This window comes from Mesorhizobium sp. M0195 (assembly GCF_040322115.1).
In the GTDB taxonomy this organism is placed as follows: Bacteria; Pseudomonadota; Alphaproteobacteria; order Rhizobiales; family Rhizobiaceae; genus Mesorhizobium.
Map to the genome: position 1 here is coordinate 108,335 of NZ_JAMYSV010000013.1, position 23,174 is coordinate 131,508.

Genomic DNA, 23,174 nt, shown 5'->3' on the forward strand with positions numbered 1-23,174 from the left:
ATGATCTCTCATTCCGCCGCCGGGGAGAAGACCTAGAATTGCACGCGCTGCATCAGGAAAGAAGGGCTTCGCATGACCGAATTCATCATTGTGCCGGGCATCGACGGATCGGGCAAAGCCCACTGGCAGACTCATTGGCAGCAGGCAAACCCGGCGATGCGGCGGTTTAATCCGGCGAGTTGGGACGCGCCGGATTTCGACGACTGGGTGGCAGCATTGGAAACCGCTGTATGCCAGGCATGGACACCGCCGGTGCTCGTCGCCCATAGCCTCGGCTGTCTGCTGGTCGTACACTGGCAACGGATCTCCCCTCGCGAGATCAGCGGCGCGTTGCTGGTCGCGGTTCCGGACCCTGCGTCGCCGGCCTTCCCCTCCTCCGCCCGGGCCTTCGCCGACGCGCCGCAACAACGGCTTCGCTTTCCGTCGCTGATTGTCGCCAGCACCAACGATCCCTACGGCTCGCTGGACTATGTCAGGGCGAAATCCGAGCGCTGGGGCAGCGATCTCCATATCGCCGGGCCGCTTGGCCACATCAATGGCGACAGCGGGCTCGGCGACTGGCCGGTGGGAATGGAGCTGCTGACGGCTTTTCTCGGGCGAACGCAAGCAAGCGCCCGAGGCGCCGTGCTTCAGCCGTGACCGCAATGGGACGGCTACCTTGCCGCCGTCCTGATCTGGTTTGCGCCGCGGCGCCGCGCCTCAGTTCGATGCTGCGGCAGGTGTGCTGAGCTCCAGGAACGGCACTGTCGAACCCGGGATCATCGACTTCGGCAATTCGCCGTTCCATCTCTCCGCCTTGGTCAGTTCGACCAGCAGCGGATTGTTGGCGATTGCGGCGGCGCGAGCCTTGATGGCGCCCGCGGTCGCATCGCCTTCGACCCTGGTCTTGTAGGCGCTGGCCTCGGCTTCGGCCTTGACGCTGTCGGCGCGGCCCTTGGCCTGGGTGACAGCGATATCGGCCTTGATCTTTTCCTGCTGCAGGTTCTGTTCCTGCTTCTGCACCTCCACCTGCGCCGTCATCCTGGCTTCGACCGCCTGCTCGTAGGCGTCGGAGAAGTCGATGTTCTCGACCTGCACGCTGTCTATCATCACCGGGCCGTCGGTTACCGCCGCGATGGCGTCGGCAACGTCCTTGTTGAACTTCGCCCGGTTCTGGATAACCGACACCGCGTCGTACTGGCCGAACACGGTCTTGATCTCCTGCGGTGCTTTCCTGGCAATGACACGGTCGGCCAGTGCCTCGATCGATCCATAATTGGTGTAGACGTTGCTGACTTCGGCGGCCGGCACGTGGAAGTTGACGGTGACGCGCATGTCGGCCGGCTGCTGGTCGCGCGAATAGGCCTGCATGGCCGGCAGGCCGCCGCAAGCGTTCTGGTTCTCGCAGCCCCATTTGAGCACCTGCTGGCGCAGGCTGATCTTCTCGACGCGCTGTAACCACGGCAGCTTGAAATGCAGTCCGGGATCGACGACCGAACTCAGCGCCCCGTTGGTCAAGAGCACGCCGCGGTCGCCCTGATCGATCGTGTACCAGGATCCAAACAGCGCAAAGATGCCGAGCGCCACGATGAGGAGTGCGACCAGGCCGGAACCGATCGACCTCGACGCCGTCCCCGGCTTGCCCTGCGGACGGCCTGAATTGCCTTGCGTTTCGGTCATTACCCCACCCCAACCCGATTGCCCGTGCTGCTTTTGCCCACAATAGCGGCGGCATTGCAATCCTCTCGACATGGAAGGATCTTCGCGCCGGCCGGCCCCGGACCGGCGGGGTGGTTCAGGCTGGCTAGCGGATTTCCCCTGCAGCCGCGGCAGTACGCGTTGCCTGGCGTCTCCTTCTGCCGTTCGGCATCGCTTTTGCGCTTCGGGCAATCCTCGTAGTCGTGGTCGCGCCCACCGCAGTAGGAGCAGCATTTTGCCGGCGCGTCGGAGCGAAGCATCGTTGGCATGCACAAGGATGCACGAAAACCCGACAGATTGCGACGGCTTGCGCACCGGCAACGTCGATTTCGCCACGGAACCGCTGCCGCCGCATGAAAGTTATCTGCTCATTGCAACGGGAGCACAGGACATGGCCGACGACCCGAACCGCTACGAGACCGGAGCGAGGAAATATCCGGCAAAGATGAGCCCCGACGCGGCCGACCAATTTTCGCAGGATGCGGCCGGCAACAAGCCGCCTCCCGGCGGCATGGGATTGACCAGGCCGGCTGACGATTTCGACGACAAGACCCGGCATTCGGAGGGCCAGAACCCGCCGCGCGCAGCGATCCGGCCAGACGACAAGGCCACCGCCAAGAAGCCCGGCGAGGACGCAAAACGATGAACGTCGCCAATCTCCAACTCGAAGGATTGATGATGGCGATCGCGGCCGTCAACAACGCGCTGGTCCACAAGGGCCTGCTGTCGGTCGACGAGGTCGACATGGCGTTGCGCCGGGCCGAGGCGGCGATGACCAGCGACGAGCGTCTCTATGAAGACATGTCGCCATCCAACCGCGACGCCGTCTGCTTTCCGCTCAGGCTGCTGCAGGCGGCCAACAATGCCCAGGGCGAAACCGGCGTGCCGTCCTTTGCCGAACTGGCCAGGATGGTCGGCCGGACCAAGGAGCCCTATAACGACCAGATGTGATGGAGGACGCCATGGCCGACGACAAATCCAAGACCAAGCAGGATCGCAAACTGGTCTCAGGCGAAGAGCCTTACGAGGTCGCTGCCTTTGCCCGCAAATACGGCATACCGCAAAGCGAGGCCGCGACCATCATCAAGCGTTACGGCCCCTCGAGGAGGAAGCTCGACGCGCATATGGCGAGCCGCAACGCCTGAACCAATTCTGGCGGCGGCCGCCGTTCACGCCGGAAGCGTCCCTGCCCTGCCGCCTTGTCGAGAGTATCGGCACCGTCAGCCGTGACCTGTCGGGTTCGCCCCTGTGGGGATTCAACGCCTGGTTTTGACAGCCGCGGAATACTCTCGCGGCGCAACAACTCATTTACCTCGACGCTGTACCAGTCCGGTGAGCAAAGCCGGGGGTCGGATGCAGGAACAATTATTGCGCTATGAATGTGTCATGGAGCCGAACGGCCGTTGGATGGTGTGGGACATCGTTCACGATCTGCCGGCGCAATTTTCGGAGATCGCGCTGATCGGCCTGAGCCGTCGTGAAGCGGTTTCGCTCTGCCGGCTGCTCAACGAGACGAGCCGTTCCGAGACGCGGCAGAGCCGGGCCTCCTGAGAAGCGCGTGCGTCTCCGGCCTGCCCAGGCGAAGAGGATTTCACATGCGGTCGACAATATTCGGTTTGGTCCTGTTGCTGCCGGCCGCCGCACTGGCAGAACCGATCGAGACGCAGAAGATCATCACCGCGGCGACCGGCGATTGGAACGGCGACGGTGCCGCCGATCTGGCGATGATCGTCGAGACCGAGCCCGGCCATCCCATGGATCTGCATTTGTTCCTCAGGGACCGCGACGGCAATTTTCTCAGACCTGCCGGGGTCGTGCATGAACAGATTGACGGGGAATGGAAGGATTACGACCGGCCGGGCCCCGCCACATCCGACACCGAGCCCGAACTCACTACGCTCCCCAACGGCTCGATCAAGCTCTATATTCCGGCGATGGAGATCGGCAGCGAGCGGACCAATAAGACGCTGACGCTCGCCTGGCGCAACGGCACGTTCGTCGTCGCCGGTTTTGCCTACGAGTATTGGGATTACATGGACGACAATGTTGCCGGCGACTGCAACTACAATGTGCTGACCGGCAAGGGCAAAAGCAGCAAGAAGCTGGCGGACGGCACCACCAGGCAAGCGACCGTATCGGTCGAAGGCAAGGTCATCCCATTCGCGGAGTGGACCCCGGGCACTGGCTTCAGCGCTTGCGGAGAGTGAGAGGTTTCGGTTGCCTCACTGCAGCGGCGGCTTCCACAGCAGGCTGTTGCGATCGGCGGACTTGACGCGCAGCCAGGTTTCGCGGCCATCGCGCAGCACCCGGAGCGGGATCTCGGCACCCGCCGGGCCGCTCTTCCAAAGCTTGCGATAAAAATCGGCAAGCCCATCGACCGCCGTGTCGCGGACATCCGAGATGACATCGCCTTGGCGAAGGCCCGCCTGGGCGGCTGGACCGCCCTCGGCGACGCTCATCACCACGACCTTGCCGTCGCTCTCGGCCGAGAAGGCGCCGAGCCACGGCCGCGGCGGCCTGGCGACCTGCCCGCGCGTCAGCAGATCGTCGAGGATGGGCGGCAGAAGATCGATCGGCACCACCATGTTGATGTCGGCGACCTCGCCGTTGCGGCTCATCTGCAGGCGCAGCGAACCGATGCCGAGCAGCCTGCCATCCGCGCCGATGAGGCCGGCGCCGCCCCATGAAGGGTGAGCCGGCGCCGTGAAGATCGCCTCGTCGAGCAGATATTCCCAATAGCCGGCGAATTCCTGCTTGGTGACGATCCGCGCCCGCACGGAGCGGCCGACGCCGTCGGCGAGCACGACGGGATCGCCGATCTTGGCCCTGGACGCATCGCCGAGCGCAATGGCGGGCAGCCCGAGCGGCGCCAGCGCCTGCACCAGGCCGAAGCCCGACTCCTGGTCGTAGGCGAGCGCATGGGCGGGAACCACGCGCCCGTCCTGGTCGGCCAGCCAGACCTCCTCGGCCTCGGTGATGAGATAGCCGATGGTGAGTACCAGCCCGTCGCCGCGGATGACCACGCCACTGCCCTCGCGGCGGGTGCCAAGTGTATTTGCCGTGAAGGCGTCCTCCGGCACGGTGGCGCGGACGGCCACGATGGATCGCAAAAGGGGTTCGATATTCATGCTTTGGTTCCTGGCAATGTTCGCAGGCTGATATGGGCTATAGGTATGGCGCAGGTGATCAGGCGCAAGAGGTGGCGCCGGCTTTGGCGTGGACCGGCGCCGCGCCGTTCGCGCCGGGGTTTTGCATCAGCGCCGGCAGCCCTATCTGTACCTACGGCTATCCCAAGCTGCCCTATGCAAAGTTCCTCCGCCATTACCCACGTTGATATCTGATATCCTCCCAACCCAACCCTTCCAAAGGCCTCCCAAATGAACGACTACGCAACGGACCAATACACGCCGCCAAAAGTCTGGACCTGGAACAAGGCAAATGGCGGCGCTTTCGCCAGCATCAACCGGCCGACCGCCGGCCCGACGCATGACAAGAAACTGCCGGTCGGCAAGCATCCGCTGCAGCTTTATTCGCTGGCGACACCGAACGGCGTCAAGGTGACGATCATGCTGGAGGAACTTCTGGCGCTCGGCCACAGCGGCGCCGAATACGACGCCTGGCTTATCAGGATCAACGACGGCGACCAGTTCGGCAGCGGCTTCGTCGAGATCAACCCCAACTCGAAGATCCCGGCCATGATGGATCGCAGTGGGAAAAAGCCGGTCCGCATCTTCGAATCCGGCTCGATCCTGCTCTACCTCGCCGAAAAATTCGGCGAATTCCTGCCGACGGAGCAGCCGGCCCGCGCCGAGACCCTGTCATGGCTATTCTGGCAGGTGGGCTCGGCGCCCTATCTCGGTGGCGGCTTCGGCCATTTCTATGTCTATGCGCCAACGAAGATCGAATATGCCATCGACCGCTTCGCCATGGAAACCAAGCGGCAGATGGACGTGCTCGACCGACGCCTCGCCGAAAGCGAGTATTTAGGCGGCAGCGACTATACGATTGCCGACATTGCGGTGTGGCCCTGGTACGGCGGGCTGGCCAAGGGCCGCATGTATGACGATTCCGGCGAGTTCCTGCAGGTGGAGCAGTACAAGAACGTGCAGCGTTGGGCCGACGCCATCGACGCGCGGCCGGCGGTCAAGCGCGGCCGCATGGTCAACCGCACCTTCGGCGAGCCTTCGATGCAGCTGCACGAGCGCCATGACGCCAGCGATTTCGAGACCAAGACGCAAGACAAGCTCGCGGCGGCCAAAAGCTAAGCCGACGACGCGCCGATCTCTCGCCTTGTAGGGGAGATCGGCAGCTTCGGCCGACTGCTCAGGCCCGTCTCTACCGCCGCCATCCAAGCTGGCATCAACAAAAGGGAGCTTGCCAGCCGGTTGTAAAATGTGGCGTTGGGCACCGTCGTACAAGCAGCAGGCAGGTTTTCCCGCTAGCTCAAAAACGACGATATGAGTTGGACGATATATATTAGTTGACTAAACTAGCGGAACGTCCAATGCACATTCCCAGAACCGAACATGTCCTGTCTAGACCATGATATCTATATGGGACATTACTACATAAGCTGAACGCGACCTCGACGGTTTGGCGGCACAGCCCTCAGACGCCGCGGCTTTACCTCCGCGCTTTTCGCCCCGGATCCGTAGATCAACCGGACGACGAACAGGAAATATCCAACCTGCATGACGATCAAGGTCAAGATCGTCCAAGCCAGCGTCTTCCAGATTGAACCCGTCGCAAGGTAAGTCGAGATCGCCACGATGGACGATATGGTGGTCAGCCCCACCAGGAACCGTGGAAAGTTCATGACTTTTGCGCCGCCCCGTAACTCGCAACAGCCGGGACGAACTCCCCTAACCCATTACCCCGGACCAACGTTTTCACTATTTTGGCAATTGCGCAACCACCAAATAGATCAGCAGTTAACGCATGCTTCCGTGATCAAGGGCTGCGTGTCAGGTCACCAAGGTGGGCTGGCTTGGACGGCGGCTGCACGTCCCTCCTCCCCAACCAGCTCTCCATACCTCCTTACAACCCCATCAAGCCCACGTATTCGCCACGTCTCCCCTTCGCACGCCTCGAGATAGCACTGGCCGAGCGGGACTTTCCCTCCGCCGTCCGGCAGGTCCAGCACGTAGACGGGATTGCAGATGCCGGACAGGCGCGCACGCAAGGCGCTGACCAGCGCCTGGCCCTCGGCGATCGTGGTGCGCCGGTGCGCCATTCCGCGCACGAGGTCGCCGTGGTGCAGGTAATAGGGTTTGACGCCAAGGCGATACATCAGCTCGCGGCACAGCTCTTCCAACACCTCGACCGTATCGTTCACGCCTTTCAGCAGAACACTCTGGTTCAGCAGCACGAAGCCGCCCTGCCTTAAAGTACGGCAGGCCCGCTCGGTCGCCTCCGTGATTTCGCGTGGATGGTTGAAATGGGTGACGACAGTGACCATCAGCCGGCCCTGCAAGGCTTGAACCAACCGGCCGGTGACGCGCGACGGCAGCGCGACGGGTACGCGAGTGTGGATGCGCAACAGCCGCACGTGCTGGATCGCCTCGACTCGGGCGCGGATTTCCGCCAGCGCCTTGTCCGGCAGCGACAGTGGGTCGCCGCCGGTCAGGATCACCTCGCGGATTTGCGGATGGGCCGCGATATAGGCGAAGGCCTCGTCGAGAGCTTCGCGCGTATAACCGCGGCCGATCGACGTCAGCTGCTCCTTGCGAAAGCAGAACCGGCAATAGACCGCGCATTGATAGGTTGGGAACAGCAGAACCCGGTCGGCATGGCGATGCGTCAATCTCGGCACCGGACTGAAGGCGTGGTCGGCGATCGGGTCGTCGAGCTCGCCCTCCTGCTCTGCCAGTTCGTCGGGCGACGGGATGACCTGAAGCCGTATCGGATCGGCGGGGTCGTTCCAGTCGATCAGGTCGAGATAGGCCTTGGGGATGCGAACCTTGTGGCGCGTGGCCGCGGCTTCTGCCGCCGCCCGCTCGGCTGGCGACAGCGGCAGCGAATCCAGATCGCCTACATGCCGCACGCCCTCGCGAACATCGTCCCGCCATGCGGCATCCGCCTCGCGAGCGCGCCGGTCATCGGCTGTCATGCCGGCAGCATCGACCGCCATGCTGGCCTCGGGGATGTCGGGATGTGAGGTCATTGCAGGCTCCTTGAATTTCGGCCGGGGTACAGCATCGGAGCCAGGACTTGAAGGCAATAAGCGGTGTTGGGCCGGGTTGGAGGGCGCGGCAGGAAGCCACAACCGGCCACTGATCGGCCCAATCGTCCAACATCGCTGAGGCACAACATTAGCTTGCGCTCATATTAGCTTGAGCGTATACACATAAACGGCCGGTGATCTATCCCCCAACCGGTTAGGCTCGGCGCCAGTCCCTCCCTACCCCTCAGGTCAACGACGCCGGGCCGCTCGGGGTCCGCCCGGTCGCCCGCGGCTGAGACCGGATCGTCGACCTCTTCGATGTCGATCATGCCCCCTGCTCGAGCAGCACCCAACTGAACATACCAGCTGAACACATCGGCGATGCCCGCGTCTCTCGGCCTTCCCGTCGCCGGCCGCGGTCGCTAATCTCGGATTGCGAAAAAGCTGGAGAAGAGCGTATGGCGAACGACTTGTCGCCAAGGCTTTTGGAGATTGTCAATGCGCTGCCCTTGCGGCAGGGCATGCGAGTGCTGGAGATCGGCTGCGGACCGGGTGCTGCAGCGCGCGAGATCGCGCGCCGGATCGGCGGCGGGCACGTGCTGGCGATCGACCGCTCGGCCAAGGCCATCGCGCAGGCCGGGGCCGCCTCGCGCGCCGAGATTGCGGCAGGCCGGCTGAGCCTCCGCCAGGTCGCCATCGAGGATTTCGAGTTGGAGGCCGATGAGAAGCACTTCGACATTGCCGTTGCGGTGCGCGTCGGCGCGCTGGACGGGCGTCATCCCGAAGCAGGAAAAATTGCCCTGCGACGGCTCGGCGCCGCGTTGACCGCGCAAGGCCGGCTGTTCATCGATGGCGGCGATCCGCTGCGCGAAATTGCGATACACGGCTGAACAGCTCGTGCTTAGCCTCTGGAATCGAGCGGCAGAGCTGGGTGCGCGCCTCAGCTCCGCAACCCCGGCGCCTCCTGCCCGGTGCGCTCGACATATTCGGTATAGCCGCCGCCATAGGTGTGGATGCCCTCGGGCGTCAGTTCCAGCACCCGGTTCGACAGCGCCGCCAGGAAATGGCGGTCATGCGAGACGAACAGCATGGTTCCCTCGTACTGCGACAGTGCCGTGATCAGCATTTCCTTGGTGGCGATGTCGAGGTGGTTGGTCGGCTCGTCCAGCACCAGCAGATTGGGCGGATCGAACAGCATCAGCGCCATCACCAGCCGCGCCTTCTCGCCGCCCGACAGCACGCGGCACTTCTTCTCGATCTCGTCGCCGGAAAAGCCGAAGCAGCCGGCCAGCGCCCTGAGCGGCGCCTGGCCGGCCTGCGGAAATGCATCTTCCAGCGTCTGGAACACGGTGCGCTCGCCCTCCAGCACTTCCATGGCGTGCTGGGCGAAATAGCCCATCTTGACGCTGGGCCCGCGCGCCACCGTGCCATTGTCCGGCTCGGAAGCGCCGGCGACCAGCTTCAACAGCGTCGACTTGCCGGCGCCGTTGATGCCCATCACGCACCAGCGCTCGCGGCGGCGCACCTGAAAATCCAATCCCGCGTAGATCAAGCGGCTGTCATAGCCCTTGTGCACGTTCTTCAGCGTCACCACGTCCTCGCCGCAGCGCGGCGCCGGCTGAAAGTCGAACGATACCTTCTGGCGGCGCTTGGGCGGCTCGACCCGGTCGATCTTGTCCAGCTTCTTCACCCGGCTCTGCACCTGCGCGGCATGCGAGGCACGCGCCTTGAAGCGCTCGATGAAGGCGATCTCCTTGGCCAGCATCGCCTGCTGACGCTCGAACTGCGCCTGCTGCTGCCGGTCGGCGATCGCCCGCTGCTGCTGGTAGAATTCGTAGTTGCCGGAGTAAGCGGTCAGCGAGCCGCCATCGATCTCGACCACCTTGTTGACGATGCGGTTCATGAACTCGCGGTCGTGCGAGGTCATCAGCAGCGCGCCGTCGTAGTTCTTCAGGAACTGCTCCAGCCAGATCAGGCTTTCGAGGTCGAGATGGTTGCTCGGCTCGTCGAGCAGCATGGCGTCGGGCCGCATCAAAAGGATCCTGGCCAGTGCCACGCGCATTTTCCAGCCGCCGGACAGCTTGCCGACGTCGCCGTCCATCATCTCCTGGCTGAAGCCAAGGCCGTCCAGCACCTCCCGAGCACGCCCATCCAGCGCGTAACCGTCGAGCTCCTCGAAACGGTGCTGTGCCTCCCCGTAACGGGCGATGATCTCGTCCATTTCACCGGCGCGATCGGGGTCGCCCATCGCGTGCTCGAGCTCGCGCATCTCGGCCGCCACTTCGCTGACCGGCCCGGCGCCGTCCATCACTTCGGCAACGGCACTGCGGCGGGACATATCGCCGACATCCTGGCTGAAATAGCCTATGGTGACGCCGCGATCGACCGAGATCTGGCCCTCGTCAGGCTGCTCCTCGCCGTTGATCATGCGAAACAGCGTTGTCTTGCCGGCGCCGTTAGGCCCGACCAGCCCGACCTTCTCGCCCTTCTGCAACGCGGCGGAGGCTTCGATGAAGACGATCTGCCGGCCGTTCTGCTTGCTGATGCTTTCGAGACGAATCATGGTTTTCCAGGAAAGGCCAAAGGAGAGTTCCCGCGCCCATACGCGATAGGCCGCGCCGGCGGAAGCCCGCAAGTGGTGAGGCGCCCCGCGCCAAATTGTCTGAACCCTATCGTTGCATCGCCCGCCGGAATCGCTCGTCCAGTTGCTGGAACTCGGCAAAGAGCCCATCGCATGCCCGGCGACCCGCTTCGCATCGCATAGTCCGTGTTTGGTACCAACTGCCCTGCCGGTCCCTGCTGAGGCGATTGCAGGTTATGGCGGGATACGCTTGTTCGGTGGGCCTTGTGAAACTCCACTGTGTCAGCCCGTCAGCAGAAACGAACAGTTCGAAGCGGGATGAGGCAGCAACCCAACGCAACGCGGGAGACGCCCTCAGTTGCTCGACCAAATCCAATGCGTCAGCACCGTGGAAACCGCACATCGTCGACGGCCCATGCGCGTCGCGGTGGATGCCTTCGTCCACAGTCTGGGCGTGCGAGGCGCCGTAGGTTGCGAGCATAATCGCGCCGACTACACGGAATCTTCTCACTGGAGCTTCCCTATTGGCTACTGCATTCCTTCAACACTGTTGGTTGCAGCAGGACCACTCACCCGATCCCGTCACCTCATAGGCGCCGGCGGCGCGCCTGTCCTCAAGTCGCACCGGCCGGCACAAGGACACTACCGGTGAAGCGCGCGCCGCTCCGATGCCGCTCCGATGCATAATGACAGGCTCGCCGTTGACATGGACTTTGCGCTGGTTTTGGTTTTGGTCTTGGTCCCGGTCCCGATCTTGTCACTAAACCCAAGCGCGATGTTTATCTCGTCCGATCGCCCTTCGCAAAGTAGCCGGCGGCCCGAGTGCACGATCACACCCGGCCCGATGTCCCACCCTCGCCAAAAATCCCGGTCACCCAGTCGATGAACACGCGTACCCGTGGCGCGAGCTGGCGGTTCTGTGGGTAGAGCGCCGACAGCGGTGTCGGCGACGGCGGGTAATCCGGCAGCACTTCGACAAGCGTGCCGCGTGCGAAATCCCCGGCGAAGCGGTAATGCGGCGCCTGCACCAGGCCGAAGCCGAGACGCGCCAGCTCCGCCATCGTGTCGGAGCCGTTGACCGTCACCCGGTTCGGCAGCGTGACATAGCGCAACGCGCCGCCAACGGTGAATTCGAGCGGCATGACCTCGCCGGTGCGCGACGAGCGGAAGCCGACCATCAGATGGCCTTCGAGATCGTCGGGGGTTGCCGGCATGCCGTGCTTTTCGAGATAGGCGGGGCTGGCACAGGTGACTTCGCGCAATGTTGCCACCCGCCGCACGATCATACCGCTGTCGGCCTGTTCGCCGGAACGCAGCACGCAGTCGATGCCCTCGCGCACCAGATCGACCAGCCGGTCGCCGTCGCCGATATGCAGGTCGATCCCGGGGTAGCGGTCGAGGAATTCGGTGAGCCGCGGCAGGATGAAATGGCGGGCCATGAAGCCGTGCACGTCGATCCTCAAAAGGCCCTGCGGCTGCGCCGATTGAAAGCCGGCCTCGGCATCTTCGACATCGGCAAGGATGGCGAGGCAGCGCTGGTAATAGGCCTGGCCGTCCAATGTCGGCCTGACATGGCGCGTGGTGCGTTCGAGCAGCCTCACCCCCAGCCGCGCCTCGAGGTCCTTGATCGCCTCGGTAGCGCTCGATCGCGACATCGACAGATCGGCGGCGGCCGCGGTGAAGCTGCCGCGCTCGATCACACGGGCAAGCAGGCGCATTCGGTCGAGACTGTCCATCGCCATTGTTCGCCATATCCGAATGGTGTTGGCAAGTCCCGAGCGATTATCCCGCAGGATTTATCGCCTATTTTTCAGCCGACAAGAATTGGAGAGCGGACATGACTACGCGGAATGGAAAGGCGGCGCTGGTAACCGGCGCCTCGAAGGGTATTGGCGCCGAAATTGCCAGAAGGCTGGCACACGACGGCTTTTCGGTCGTCGTCAACTATGCCAGGGGCGCCGAAGCAGCCGAAAGCGTGGTGCGCGGGATCGAAGCGGCGGGCGGCACGGCGATCGCCGTTCAGGCCGATGTCGGCGATCCCAAAGGCGTGGCGCATCTGTTCGACGCAGCCGAGCAGGCGTTTGGCGGCCTCGACGTGCTGGTCAACAACGCCGGCATCATGAAGCTCGCGCCGATCGCGCAGATGGACGACACCGGTTTCGAGCAGCAGGTCGCGGTGAACCTCGGTGGCGTCTTCCGCGGCATGCGCGAGGCCGCAAGAAGGCTGCGCGACGGCGGCCGCATCGTCAGCTTCTCGTCCAGCGTGGTCGGGCTCTACCAGCCGACCTACGGCGTTTACGCTGCCACCAAGGCCGGCGTCGAGGCGATGACGCATGTGCTGGCCAAGGAACTCGGGCCGCGCGGCATCACAGTCAATGTCGTGGCGCCGGGGCCGGTGGCCACCGAGCTGTTCCTCGGCGGCAAATCTGAGGCACTGGTCGAAACGATCACCAGGATGATCCCGCTGGGGCGGCTCGGCCAGCCCGCCGACATCGCCAGCGTGGTGTCCTTCCTGGCCGGACCGGACAGCGGCTGGGTCAACGGCCAGGTGCTGCGCGCCAATGGCGGCACGGTCTGACTTTATCTCCAACAACCAACAGGGAATCGACATCATGCCGTTTGCAAACTTCAAGGTGCCTGAGCGCGCGCTGTCCGCCGAACAGAAGGAGGACCTCGTCCACAAGACCACAGCCCTGTTCGTCGAAATGTTCGGCGAAGGCGTGCGCCCCTACACCATGGTGCTGATCGAGGAGGTCGCCGATGGCGGCTACGGCCGCGCCGACGTGGTGTTCACGATTCCTGGGGCAGGATAAAATCCTGAACCCTAAGCACCGCCTTCACCCGCTCGAGCGCCAGCTCGTCATGAAGCTTTCGATGGAAAAGACGTTGCAATAGGCGCCAAGGCCGCGCAGCGACGAGACGCGCAACGGCATGTCGGCAACGAAATGCCAGTTCACCCGCTGGTTCGGCGCGAACAGCTTCGTCAATCATGTGATCGCTTCAACTTGCGATCACCGCGGCCGCGAGAACGCGGGTTCGGGGACGGCTAAGCTGCCGATGCCTTCTTTGAGGGACCGTCAAGGGAGAGATTGCAGCATGGCGGTCGCGCGCTAGATCGCTGGCAGAGGCTAACGCGAGGCCAGCCATGGACGATTGGAAGCTACCTTGGGACGGCGGTTGCCTATGCGGCGGGATACGCTTTCGCGTAAGTGCGCCGCCTTTGCTGACGACGGCGTGTCACTGCACCGGCTGCCAGAAACTGAGCGCCAGCGCGTATTCCTTGACCATCGCCGTGCCGAGCGACGGTTTCGCCGTCACCCAAGGCGAGCCGGTGGTCGGCGGCCTGCACGGCCCGCACCGGCAACTCTACTGCCCGCATTGCAAGAACTGGATGTTCACGCGTCCGCATGGCCTGGACTTTTTCGTCAACATTCGCGCGACCATGCTGAACGAGCACCATTGGTATGTGCCTTTCGTCGAAGTCTTCACATCGGAAAGGCTGCCCTGGGCTTCGACCGCCGCTACCCACAGTTTTGCTACGCAGCCCGACCTTGAGGGATACGCCCCTTTGATCGAAGCATTCGCCCGTGAAGCGGCGCGGCCAAGCTGACTGGTTGGCGCCCGGAAAGGCGGGGCCAGTCTTCGTGCTTCACCGCAACTCCACCCAGACAGGCGCGTGGTCGCTGGCGCCGGTCTCGCCACGCACGTCGCGGTCGATGCCCGCCGCGACCAGCCGGCGCGACAGCTTCTTCGAGAGCAAGATATGGTCGAGCCGCAGGCCGGCATCGCGCGGCCAGCGATTGCGGCGATAGTCCCAGAATGTGTAGAGCGTCTCCGTCGGGTGCTTCTTGCGCAGCGCGTCAAGCCAGCCCTGGTCGAGCAGCCGCTGGAACGACGCGCGGCTTTCCGGCTGCACCAGCGCGTTGTCGTCATAGGAGCGGGTCGGGTAGATGTCGCGCGCCTCGGGCACGATGTTGTAGTCGCCGGCCAGCACCACGGGCAGGCCGGTGTCGAGCAACTGCGCCGCATGCGCCTCCAGCCTTTCGTGCCAGGCCAGCTTGTACTGGAATTTCGGGCCGGGCTGCGGGTTGCCGTTCGGCGCGTAGAGCGAGGCGACGACGATACCGTTGACCGCCGCTTCGATGTAGCGCGCCTGCTGATCGCTATCGTCGCCGGGCAGCGCCTCGCGGGTCAGAACGGGTTCTGAGCCACGCGAAAGGATGGCGACGCCGTTCCAGGTCGGCTGCCCGACCCAAACCGCGCCGTAGCCGGCGGCCGCCAGCGCAGTGCGCGGAAACTGCGTCTGTCTCGCCTTGAGCTCCTGCAGGCAGGCGATGTCGGGTTTGGCGGCGGCCAGCCATGCGAGCAGGTTCGGCAGCCGGCTGTTGATGTTGTTGACGTTGAAGGTGGCGATCTTCATCGGCCTGCTTCAGCGCACGATGCGTTCGGTCCACGCCTTCACCGCATCAGCGAGCGTCTTCAGATGATCGGCGATGGAGAAGCCGGAGATGTTTTTGCGCGGCTTCAGATCATGGTCGCCATCTTCCAGCCAGAGAATCTCGATCGCCTCGGACAGAGCATAGGTCGCGACCTCGTCTTTGGTCCCGAACTCGTCGCGCGTGCCCTGGAGGATCAATGTCGGCGTCTTGAGATCGGCGAGGTGCTTTGTCCGAAGCTGCGTCGGTTTGTCCGGCGGATGGAACGGATAGCCGAGGCAAAGCAGGCCCGAGATCTCGCCCTTCGAAAACATCTCGTCGGCGATCATCGAAGCGACGCGTCCGCCCATCGACTTGCCGCCGATGATGAGCGGCCCCTCCACGCCCTTCGCCCTGAGGTCGGCGATCGCCTTGACGTATTCCGGGTTAACCGTCTCGGCGCGCGGCGGCGGCTTGCGATGGCCGTAGCGGCGGGCGGCCATGTAGTGGAATTCAAAGCGCGCGACGCGGAAACCGGCCGCGGCGAGCGTTTTTGCCGTGGCTGTCAGCGAGGGCGAGTCCATAGGAGCGCCTGCGCCATGCGCGAGCAGGATGGTGTTGGCGGCGGTGTCGGGGCCGTCGAAGAGAAAGGTGGTCATGGGGCGGTCCACTTATAGAGGCCGCGCTCCGTCCCACCCCCCTCTGTCCTACCGGACATCTCCCCCTCAAGGGGGGAGATTGGATGTCGCCGCCGGTTTCGCCAACCACTAAAGCTGAAAGGCACGCGGGGCACCGAAGCTGCCGATCTCCCCCCTTGAGGGGGAGATGTCCGGCAGGACAGAGGGGGGCGTTCAAGCGCAGGCATTGGATTACCTCACCCCGCCGACAGCCGCGCCAGCTGCAAATCCACGAACTGTATCCCCTTGGCCGCCATACGCGCCCATTCGGAATTGGCGTCGAGTTCGAGGTAGCGCACCCAGCGACGCCGCGCCTCGGCGAAATTGCCGGCATCGAACTCCAGCCTCGCAAGGTTGAACACCGCGTCGGCATAATTGGGATCGAGTGCGATCGCCTTCAGCAAATGGCGGCGCGCCGAGGCTACCCGCCCCTCTTCGCTCATCAGCCCGGCAAGATTGAACCAGGCTTCTACGAAGCCGGGGTCGCACTTGATGGCGCGGCATAGTCGTGCGCCGCCTCGGCCGCGTGGCCGGCCGCGCGCAGGCAGTTGGCGCGGTTGAAGGCGGCGATGGCATCGCTCGGGTCGATGGCCAGGCAGCGCTGGTAGAGTGCCGCCGCCTGCTCGTGGTCTTCAGCCTCTTCCGCCGCCTCGGCATCGGCGAACAGCTCTTCCAGCGTGTCGTCATCCCGCGTTCCCAGATCGAACAGCAGCTGGCCGTCGAGTTCGCTCTGGCCTCCCTCGAGATAGATCGCGTCGGCCCTCCCATGCTGCGAGCCGACGGCGAGCGACTTGGCGGTGAGCGAGGCGACCGGGCCCGAGCGATGCACAGAGCGCGCGATCGCCCCCCACGAGGCGCCGCCGGCAACCAGCCCGGCATATTTGCGGGCGAGGATCAGGTCGCGAAAGGAATACGGTTCGCAATCATGCTCGAAGGCATCGAACAGCGACAAAAGGTCGAGATCCGCGCCGGTCAGCCGCGACTGGTCGATCAGCGACTGCCGCGACAGCGCCGAAGCCTCCGGCGCTTTCATCAGCCCGAGCAGGCGCAGGAAGCCGTTCTCGCTGACCAGCTTGCGCCCGGCCGCGCGCTCGGTGACGACGCGGCGTTCAATCTCGGTATCGCCGGCCCTGGCGAGCAACATGCGGCCCAACACGACATGTGTGGTGCGCCGAGTGACGCCGCGCCGCAACTGGCCGTGCCGACGCTCGACCTCGCGCGCCGCCAGCCTGAGCGGGAAGGCCGCCAGCGCACCGACGATGCCGAAGACCGTGCCGGCGAGAGCCGTCACGCCTTGCTCTTGCCGACGGCTTTGAGAAGGTTCGCCTTGAGCGGGTTATCCTTGGCCGCGGCGGCGCCGGCCTTGGCGGATTTCGCCGCGGGCTTGGCCGTTTCATCGGCCTTGCTCTTGGACTTGGCCGGCGGCTTGGCCGATTGCGACAGGCTCGCCTTCAGCGCATCCATGAGGTTGATGACATTGCCGCGCTCAGGCGCCGCCGCGATGATAGGCTTGTGGCCCTTGAGCTTCTCGCGGATCATCGCCATCAGCGCGATCTCGTAGCGGTCCTCGTAATTCTTTGGATCGAAGGTGGTTTCCTTCTGCTTGATCAGCGCTTCGGCCAATTGCAGCATTTCGGGATCGGGGTTTCCGGCCGGGATATTGCCGAAATATTCAGCCGTGCCACGCACTTCGTTCGGATTCCTCAAGGTGCAGACGAACATGCCGTTCTCGCGCGCGCCGATCGTCACGACGCGCTCGCGGCTGGACAGCACAAGGCGGGCGATCGCCAGCTTCCCCGATTTGCGCATCGCTTCGCGCAACACGGCAAAGGTCTCCTCGGCCATTGCGCCATCCGGCGCCAGGTAATAGGGCGCGTCCTGATAGATGACGTCGACCGAATGCTCGTCGACAAAAGCCTCGATGTTCATCGTATGGTTGGATTCGATGCGCACCGCATCGAGATCGGAGTCCTCGATGATGATGTACTGCTTGTCCTCGTATTCGTAGCCCTTGACCAGGTCCGAACGCTCGACCAGCCCGAGCTCGGGGTCGACCGGCTTCATGTTGATGCGGTTGTGCGTCTTCTTGTGCAGCTGGTTGAAGCTGATGCGTTCGCTGGCGCTCGTCGCCGGATAGAGCCGGACCGGACAGCTGACCAGACTGAGCTTGAGGTAACCTTTCCAACTTGCCCTGGGCGCCATGAAATACTCCTACGCGGCCTTGTGCTGTCGAACAGTTCGCAGCGTTCATTCGTCCGGAGGACGAACGGGACTGCCGAAATCCTACATTGCCCTTACAATACCGGGCCCTTACAATACCGGCAAATCCCTAGCGAAATCTTCCTCCGCTGAGAGCCGCCTGCACGCAAGAGGTCCATGGCGAAGAATAATTCAAATTTTCCGGAGCGTCGATGGAGTCTGGGGCCCGCAGAACTACCTCGCGGTGGCTATCAACGGCAAATCCCGGGCGAAATCTTCCATGTCGGCCCAAGGGTCGCCTGACGTCGCCAGCAGGCCCGGCAGTGACGAATAATTCAGGTCCTGCGGGGCGTCGATGGATTCCAGGTCGCTCCAGCTCACCGGTGTCGAGGCCGGCAAATTGGTGCGGGCGCGCAGCGAATAGGGAGCCGCCGAGGTGTGGCCGCGCGCATTGCGGTGATAGTCGATGAAGATGCGCCGCTTGCGGTTCTCCTTGCCCATGGTGGTGGTGAAAGTGTCGGGCGCGGTGGCGGCAAGATGCGTGGAGATGGCGCTGGTCGCCTGATGCAGTTTCTTCCAGTTCTGCTTTTGTGTCACCGGCACGGTGATGTGGATGCCGTGGCCCCCGGAGGTCTTGGCGAACGGCACCAGCCCTAGCGCTTCGAGCTCGCTGCGAATATGCACCGCCGCCTCCACCACGTCGCGCCAGGCGATCCCCTCGCCCGGGTCGAGATCGAAAACGATCAAATCCGGCTTGTCGAGCCGCGTGCGATGGGTGCCCCAGGTGTGGAACTCGACGACGCCGAACTGCGCCAGCGCCAGATAGCCCTTGGCGTCTTCTACCGAGAGATAGGATTTGGTCTCGCCCTCGGAGTTGGTCGCCTCGAAGGTCGCCACGGATGACGGCATGCCGGTGAAGGCATGGCGCTGGAAGAAACAGTCCTGCGGCCTGCCGGTCGGGCAGCGCACCAGCGACACCGGCCGGCCGAGAATATGCGGCAGCATGAAATCGCCGACCAGCGCGTAATAGACGGCAATGTCGAGCTTGGTCGGGCCGGTCTTGCCGAATAGCCGCCGCGTCGGGTTGGTCACCCAGATGGTTGCGAGGTCGGCCTCGGCGATCAGCCGCTTGCGCTTGGCCGAAACCGGCGTCGACAGGCCGACGTCGCGCAGGCCGCGGAACACGGCATGGCGCAGCGCATTGTCGGTGGTCCGGTTGGCGTAGTGGATATGCGCCGAAAGCAGCGGCCGCACCCAGTTCATCTCGCGCATGATTTCGCGCGGAACACCTTCCGGCGCGGACGCCCCGGCGCGCAACGGCTCCAGCCGCGCCAGCAACTCGCCGGCGGTGGCGGCGTCGAAGCCGGTGCCGACCTTGCCGCGATAATGCAGCTCGCCATCCTCGAATTCGCCGAGGCCGAGTGCGGCCAGCCCCTCGGCCGCGTCGGAGACCGTGTAGCCGGCGATGACGAAGTCGCCGGTCTGAAGCGCCTTGGTCTTGGTCCAGGTCTTGGTACGGCCGCTCTGGTAGATTGCCGTGGCGCGCTTGGAGACGACACCCTCGAGCCCCATCTCGGATGCCTGGTCATAAAGTGCTTGGCCGTCTCCTTCGACATGATCGCTGAGCTGGATGGCCGAATTGGCGCCGAGACCGGACAGCAATTGCGAAAGCAGCGCCTTGCGCCGGCGGAGCGGCGCTTGTCTCAGGTCCCAGCCGTCGAGATACAGAAGATCGAAGGCGTAGAAGTGGAGCTTGTTGCCGGCGCCTTCGGCCAGCGCGTCTTGCAAAAGGGCAAAGCGGCTGATGCCCTTGGCGTCGAGCGCGACGACCTCGCCGTCGATGATCGCCTCGCGGCACGGCAGCCTGGCGAAGGCAAGCGGCAGGTCGCCATAACGCTTCGTCCAGTCGAGGCCGGCGCGGGTGATCAGCCTGACTGCGCCGTTAGCGAGATGCGCCATGGTGCGGTAGCCATCGAATTTGATCTCGTGCAGCCAGACTTCGCCCGTTCGGGCCGCTGGGTCATCGCCGCCCGGCGGCTTCGGAACCTGCGTAGTCAGCTGCGGCTCGATCCGGGAAGGCGGCGGCGCCTTGACGGCGCCCGGCAAAGCACCTGGCTTCAGCACCACCGGCCTGGCAGGCTTGGCGGCCGGCTTCGGCGTTGCCACCAGTTCCTCGATGCGGCGTCCGGATTTGACGCTTTCCGGCCGGGCTTCCAGTATGTCGAGCTTGGCGTCGGCGGCCAGATCACGCTCCTTGAACAGCAGCCAGTTCTTCTTGCCCTCATCCTCGCCGGGCTTCGGTTTCAGTCGCGTCAGCATCCAGCCGCCATTCAGCTTTTCGCCGGCGAGGCGGAACTTGAAGGAACCGGTGCGCAGGCTCTTCTCGACATCGTCCATCGGCGCCCAGATGCCGGTGTCCCAGACGATCATCGGCCCGCCGCCATATTCGCCTTCGGGAATGACACCTTCGAAGTCGATATATTCGAGCGGATGGTCCTCGGTCTCGACCGCCAGCCTTTTATCGGCCGGATTGAGCGACGGGCCGCGCGGCACCGCCCAGCTCTTCAGCACGTCGCCGACCTGCAGGCGCAGATCGTAGTGATCGGCGGTGGCGTGATGCTTGTGAACGACGAAACGATTGCCCTCATCGGCAACCAGACCGCCGGCTGGTTCCGGCGTCCTCGTGAACTCGCGCTTGGCGCGATAGGCCTTGAGCTTTGGCGGGGCGGTCACGGCCACATGCTCTTGCGCAAAAACAACGGCTTGATGCGCATGTCTTGAATCATTTTGTCAGCATCGGGCAGGTCGGCGTCACGCCGCTCAATCGTCGGTGGCCGGCGTCAATTCGAGCTCGGCCGGCGACAGGCCCTGCTGCAGCTGGCTGAGCCGGAATTCGTCGACCCAATAGGCCTCGCCGTCGACCAGCACGCGCGCGCTGTAGCTGCCGGCCGAAAAACGCTGCGCAGTGATGTACACCTTGTGGCGATCGAGCGCGTTCCGCACCGCGGCGCGCTTGGATTTTTGGCTGGTAGCGGAACTGGCCATGCTGGTTACTCACGCACAAGCCGCAAGGCGGCGTGCCTTAAGGATGGCCGAGAGCGTGTCGGCTGTCAATTTGGCGGTCGCTGCGAGCCGCGCGCGGTGGCGCCTCCCGATCTGTGGAAACCGAGCCGGTGCGCTATATTGCCCTGGCGGCTTGGAACGCGATGCTGATCCGGAGAGCTTCACATGACATTGACGATGCGCAAACTCGGCAGCCAGGGCCTGCAAGTCTCGGCAATCGGTCTCGGCTGCATGGGCATGAGCCAGTCCTACGGCCCGGCCGACGAGGCGGAATCGACCGCCACGCTGCACCGCGCCATCGAACTCGGCTGCACCTTCCTCGACACCGCGGAAGTGTACGGGCCGTTCACCAACGAGGAACTGCTCGGCCGCGCGCTAAAGGGCCGGCGCGATGAGGTGACGATCGCGACGAAATTCGGCTTCCGCATTGAAAACGGCAAGCAAGTCGGCACCGAGCGCGACAGCCGGCCCGAACATATCCGCGAGGCTTTGGAAGGTTCGCTGAGAAGGCTCGCCACCGACCATGTCGACCTCCTCTATCAGCACCGCGTCGATCCGGCGGTGCCGATCGAGGATGTGGCGGGTGCTGTCGGCGAGCTGATCGCTCAGGGCAAGGTTCGCTTCTTCGGCCTGTCGGAAGCCGGTGCCGCCAACATCCGCCGGGCGCATGCCGTTCATCCGGTGTCGGCAGTGCAGAGCGAATACTCGCTATGGGAGCGCAATCTGGAACCGGAAATCATTCCGCTGCTGAAGGAGCTCGGCATCGGCCTGGTGCCGTTCTCGCCGCTCGGCCGCGGCTTTCTCACCGGCGACGTCAGGCGCGCCGAAGACTATCCAGAGGGCGATTACCGGCGCGGCGACCCGCGCTACCAGGGCGCCAACTATGACGCCAACATGCAGGCGGCAGCCATGGTACTCGACATCGCCGCGGCCAAGCGCGTCAAGCCAGGCCAGATTGCTCTGGCCTGGCTGCTCCACAAGGGGAGCGGCTTCGGCATCGACATCGTGCCGATCCCCGGCACCAAGCGCCGAAAGTACCTCGAGGAGAACGTCGCCGCGGCTTCGATCAAGCTCGACACAGCCGAGATGCAGGTGCTCGACGACGCGCTGGCGCCCGGCAAGGTCGCCGGTCCGCGCTACGGCGAGCGCACCATGGTAATGATCGATCGGTAGGTCTTGCCTTCTCCCGTTCTTGCGCAAAGCTCCGGCCTTGGCTAGCATCCTTGGGCAGGCACCGAGCGGAGGAGAACGTCGCGGTGGACCGGCTGGAGCGCCGTTGCGTCCCTTCAAACACGAGTTGGGCGCTCGAAGGACACTCCATTTTTGAATCGACGCAAGGAACCTTCCGGAAAACCCATTCCGGTTCCGGGGTCGTGCGCTCATCTGGGAGGAGACTAAATTGATCAACAGACGTGAATTCCTGCTGTCGACCGCGGCGATGGGCGCCCTGGCGCTGGCCGCTCCGCAACTGGCTTTTGCCCAGGACAAGCTGACCATCCTCGGCTCGGTGCCGAGCCTCGGCTTTCCGTTCTTCGTACACATGCTGAACCAGATCAAGGCGGAAGCCCAGGCGCAGGGCGTCAACCTGATCGAGAGCGACGGCCAGAACTCGGCGCCCAAGCAGACCGCCGACATCGAGGCGGCACTCGTGCAGAAGGTCAACGCCATCGTCATCTCGCCGCTCGACGTCAACGCGCTGGCCCCAGCCATCGAAGAAGCGGTCAAGGCCGGCGTTCCCGTCGTCACCATCGACCGCCGCGTCGACGGCGTCGAGGGCATCCTCGCCCATGTCGGCGCCGACAATGTCAAAGGCGGCGAGGCCGAAGCGCAGGCCATGGTGGCGGCGTTCCCGAACGGCGCCAAGATCTTCCATCTGCAGGGCCAGCCCGGTGCCGGCCCGGCGATCGACCGCAACAAGGGTGTGCACAATGTCCTCGATCCGATGAAGGACAAGTACCAGATCATCTTCGAGCAGACCGCCAACTTCGCCCGCGCCGAGGCGCTGTCCGTCACCGAGGCCGGCCTTGCCGCCAACGGCAAGCCCGACGCGATCATCTGCGCCAATGACGACATGGCGCTTGGCGCGGTTGAAGCCTGCGCGGCGCGCAACTTCACCGACGTCAAGATCTACGGCTTCGACGCGCTTCCCGAAGCGCTGGTCGCCGTGCGCGACGGCAAGCTGGCCGGAACGGTCGAGCAATTCCCCGGCGAACAATCGCGCACTGCGGTGCAGATCGCGGTCGCCTACGCCAGGGACAAGACCGAGCCGAAGGAAAAGCTGGTGCTTTTGACGCCGATCGTCATCGGCAAGGAGAATCTCGACAAGGCCGAGAGGCTGGGCGAGACGAAGTAGGCGCCGAGGGCGCACAGCGCCAAAAGCAGCGTTCTGTCGCGCCCCC

25 protein-coding genes and 1 pseudogene are annotated in these 23,174 nt (G+C 64.1%); 13 read left to right on the plus strand and 13 right to left on the minus strand.

Annotated features, from left to right (window positions below):
* Positions 1 to 72 precede the first annotated feature (72 nt).
* Entirely contained in the window at positions 73 to 639 is a 567-nt protein-coding gene (locus NKJ12_RS22835; protein WP_352705247.1) for an RBBP9/YdeN family alpha/beta hydrolase, read from the plus strand.
* A 60-nt stretch (positions 640 to 699) separates the two neighbouring features.
* Here NKJ12_RS22835 and NKJ12_RS22840 read toward each other — a convergent pair whose 3' ends face one another.
* Positions 700 to 1,659 (minus strand): prohibitin family protein, encoded by a 960-nt coding sequence (locus NKJ12_RS22840; RefSeq protein WP_352705249.1) that lies wholly within the window; start codon positions 1,657 to 1,659, stop codon positions 700 to 702.
* Between the two features lie 295 nt (positions 1,660 to 1,954).
* Here NKJ12_RS22840 and NKJ12_RS22845 point away from each other — a divergent pair, with 295 nt between their 5' ends.
* The 5 genes from NKJ12_RS22845 (at position 1,955) to NKJ12_RS22865 (ending at position 3,884) form a co-directional block, all read left to right on the plus strand.
* Positions 1,955 to 2,323: a hypothetical protein gene (locus NKJ12_RS22845; RefSeq protein WP_254819632.1), complete on the plus strand. Its 369-nt coding sequence runs from the start codon at positions 1,955 to 1,957 to the stop codon at positions 2,321 to 2,323.
* Positions 2,320 to 2,628, plus strand: a complete 309-nt coding sequence (locus tag NKJ12_RS22850) for a hypothetical protein (RefSeq protein ID WP_023675703.1) — start codon at positions 2,320 to 2,322, stop codon at positions 2,626 to 2,628. The genes NKJ12_RS22845 and NKJ12_RS22850 overlap by 4 nt, the downstream gene beginning before the upstream one ends.
* Before the next feature lie 11 nt (positions 2,629 to 2,639).
* Positions 2,640 to 2,822 (plus strand): DUF3606 domain-containing protein, encoded by a 183-nt coding sequence (locus NKJ12_RS22855; protein WP_023675702.1) that lies wholly within the window; start codon positions 2,640 to 2,642, stop codon positions 2,820 to 2,822.
* 223 nt (positions 2,823 to 3,045) lie between these two features.
* Complete coding sequence (locus NKJ12_RS22860; RefSeq protein WP_245274654.1) at positions 3,046 to 3,228, plus strand: hypothetical protein; 183 nt, start codon at positions 3,046 to 3,048, stop codon at positions 3,226 to 3,228.
* A 44-nt stretch (positions 3,229 to 3,272) separates the two neighbouring features.
* The gene (locus NKJ12_RS22865) at positions 3,273 to 3,884 is read left to right on the plus strand and encodes a hypothetical protein (protein ID WP_352705251.1); all 612 of its coding nucleotides are present in this window, start codon (positions 3,273 to 3,275) and stop codon (positions 3,882 to 3,884) included.
* A 15-nt stretch (positions 3,885 to 3,899) separates the two neighbouring features.
* Here the strand turns inward: NKJ12_RS22865 and NKJ12_RS22870 are convergent, their stop codons facing one another.
* A complete protein-coding gene (locus tag NKJ12_RS22870) occupies positions 3,900 to 4,805 on the minus strand; it encodes a S1C family serine protease (RefSeq protein ID WP_023675699.1) in 906 nt (301 codons plus the stop codon).
* Positions 4,806 to 5,054: 249 nt separating this feature from the next.
* Here NKJ12_RS22870 and yghU point away from each other — a divergent pair, with 249 nt between their 5' ends.
* A complete protein-coding gene (gene yghU / locus NKJ12_RS22875; RefSeq protein ID WP_352705253.1) occupies positions 5,055 to 5,942 on the plus strand; it encodes a glutathione-dependent disulfide-bond oxidoreductase in 888 nt (295 codons plus the stop codon).
* A 299-nt stretch (positions 5,943 to 6,241) separates the two neighbouring features.
* Here the strand turns inward: yghU and NKJ12_RS22880 are convergent, their stop codons facing one another.
* Both NKJ12_RS22880 and NKJ12_RS22885 read right to left on the minus strand, forming a co-directional pair.
* Positions 6,242 to 6,493 carry an exopolysaccharide production repressor protein gene (locus NKJ12_RS22880; RefSeq protein ID WP_302896853.1) on the minus strand — a complete coding sequence of 84 codons (252 nt, stop codon included), beginning with the start codon at positions 6,491 to 6,493 and terminating at the stop codon, positions 6,242 to 6,244.
* 153 nt (positions 6,494 to 6,646) lie between these two features.
* Positions 6,647 to 7,786, minus strand: a complete 1,140-nt coding sequence (locus NKJ12_RS22885) for a KamA family radical SAM protein (protein WP_352705291.1) — start codon at positions 7,784 to 7,786, stop codon at positions 6,647 to 6,649.
* Positions 7,787 to 8,298: 512 nt separating this feature from the next.
* Between NKJ12_RS22885 and NKJ12_RS22890 the strand changes: the two genes are divergently transcribed.
* Entirely contained in the window at positions 8,299 to 8,730 is a 432-nt protein-coding gene (locus NKJ12_RS22890) for an SAM-dependent methyltransferase (protein ID WP_352705255.1), read from the plus strand.
* Between the two features lie 50 nt (positions 8,731 to 8,780).
* Here NKJ12_RS22890 and NKJ12_RS22895 read toward each other — a convergent pair whose 3' ends face one another.
* Together NKJ12_RS22895 and NKJ12_RS22900 are read right to left on the minus strand one after the other, a co-directional pair.
* Entirely contained in the window at positions 8,781 to 10,403 is a 1,623-nt protein-coding gene (locus tag NKJ12_RS22895; RefSeq protein WP_352705257.1) for an ABC-F family ATP-binding cassette domain-containing protein, read from the minus strand.
* 848 nt (positions 10,404 to 11,251) lie between these two features.
* Positions 11,252 to 12,157, minus strand: coding sequence for a LysR family transcriptional regulator (locus NKJ12_RS22900; protein WP_352705293.1), 906 nt, complete (start codon positions 12,155 to 12,157; stop codon positions 11,252 to 11,254).
* Positions 12,158 to 12,258: 101 nt separating this feature from the next.
* Between NKJ12_RS22900 and NKJ12_RS22905 the strand changes: the two genes are divergently transcribed.
* Complete coding sequence (locus NKJ12_RS22905) at positions 12,259 to 12,999, plus strand: SDR family oxidoreductase (RefSeq protein WP_352705259.1); 741 nt, start codon at positions 12,259 to 12,261, stop codon at positions 12,997 to 12,999.
* 34 nt (positions 13,000 to 13,033) lie between these two features.
* Positions 13,034 to 13,234, plus strand: a complete 201-nt coding sequence (locus NKJ12_RS22910; protein ID WP_254819641.1) for a tautomerase family protein — start codon at positions 13,034 to 13,036, stop codon at positions 13,232 to 13,234.
* Positions 13,235 to 13,258: 24 nt separating this feature from the next.
* On the opposite strand, the gene NKJ12_RS22915 is transcribed toward NKJ12_RS22910, so the two are convergent.
* On the minus strand, positions 13,259 to 13,408 hold the full coding sequence (locus NKJ12_RS22915; RefSeq protein WP_352705261.1) for a hypothetical protein: 150 nt from the start codon (positions 13,406 to 13,408) through the stop codon (positions 13,259 to 13,261).
* A 158-nt stretch (positions 13,409 to 13,566) separates the two neighbouring features.
* Between NKJ12_RS22915 and NKJ12_RS22920 the strand changes: the two genes are divergently transcribed.
* Complete coding sequence (locus NKJ12_RS22920) at positions 13,567 to 14,031, plus strand: GFA family protein (RefSeq protein ID WP_352705263.1); 465 nt, start codon at positions 13,567 to 13,569, stop codon at positions 14,029 to 14,031.
* A 39-nt stretch (positions 14,032 to 14,070) separates the two neighbouring features.
* On the opposite strand, the gene NKJ12_RS22925 is transcribed toward NKJ12_RS22920, so the two are convergent.
* From NKJ12_RS22925 to NKJ12_RS22950, 6 genes and pseudogenes are all read right to left on the minus strand, one after another.
* Complete coding sequence (locus NKJ12_RS22925) at positions 14,071 to 14,841, minus strand: exodeoxyribonuclease III (protein WP_254819644.1); 771 nt, start codon at positions 14,839 to 14,841, stop codon at positions 14,071 to 14,073.
* A gap of 9 nt (positions 14,842 to 14,850) precedes the next feature.
* A complete protein-coding gene (locus NKJ12_RS22930) occupies positions 14,851 to 15,495 on the minus strand; it encodes an alpha/beta hydrolase family protein (protein WP_352705265.1) in 645 nt (214 codons plus the stop codon).
* Positions 15,496 to 15,710: 215 nt separating this feature from the next.
* Positions 15,711 to 16,804: pseudogene (locus NKJ12_RS22935) on the minus strand (tetratricopeptide repeat protein).
* Positions 16,801 to 17,715 (minus strand): non-homologous end joining protein Ku, encoded by a 915-nt coding sequence (gene ku, locus NKJ12_RS22940; RefSeq protein WP_352705267.1) that lies wholly within the window; start codon positions 17,713 to 17,715, stop codon positions 16,801 to 16,803. Before ku ends, NKJ12_RS22935 begins: the two are co-directional and overlap by 4 nt.
* A 231-nt stretch (positions 17,716 to 17,946) precedes the next feature.
* On the minus strand, positions 17,947 to 20,445 hold the full coding sequence (gene ligD / locus NKJ12_RS22945; protein ID WP_352705269.1) for a DNA ligase D: 2,499 nt from the start codon (positions 20,443 to 20,445) through the stop codon (positions 17,947 to 17,949).
* A gap of 87 nt (positions 20,446 to 20,532) precedes the next feature.
* Positions 20,533 to 20,757 carry a hypothetical protein gene (locus tag NKJ12_RS22950; protein ID WP_352705271.1) on the minus strand — a complete coding sequence of 75 codons (225 nt, stop codon included), beginning with the start codon at positions 20,755 to 20,757 and terminating at the stop codon, positions 20,533 to 20,535.
* A gap of 183 nt (positions 20,758 to 20,940) precedes the next feature.
* On the opposite strand from NKJ12_RS22950, the gene NKJ12_RS22955 reads away from it, so the two are divergent.
* A complete protein-coding gene (locus NKJ12_RS22955) occupies positions 20,941 to 21,948 on the plus strand; it encodes an aldo/keto reductase (protein WP_352705273.1) in 1,008 nt (335 codons plus the stop codon).
* A gap of 229 nt (positions 21,949 to 22,177) precedes the next feature.
* Positions 22,178 to 23,128: a substrate-binding domain-containing protein gene (locus tag NKJ12_RS22960; RefSeq protein WP_352705295.1), complete on the plus strand. Its 951-nt coding sequence runs from the start codon at positions 22,178 to 22,180 to the stop codon at positions 23,126 to 23,128.
* Positions 23,129 to 23,174: the final 46 nt, after the last annotated feature.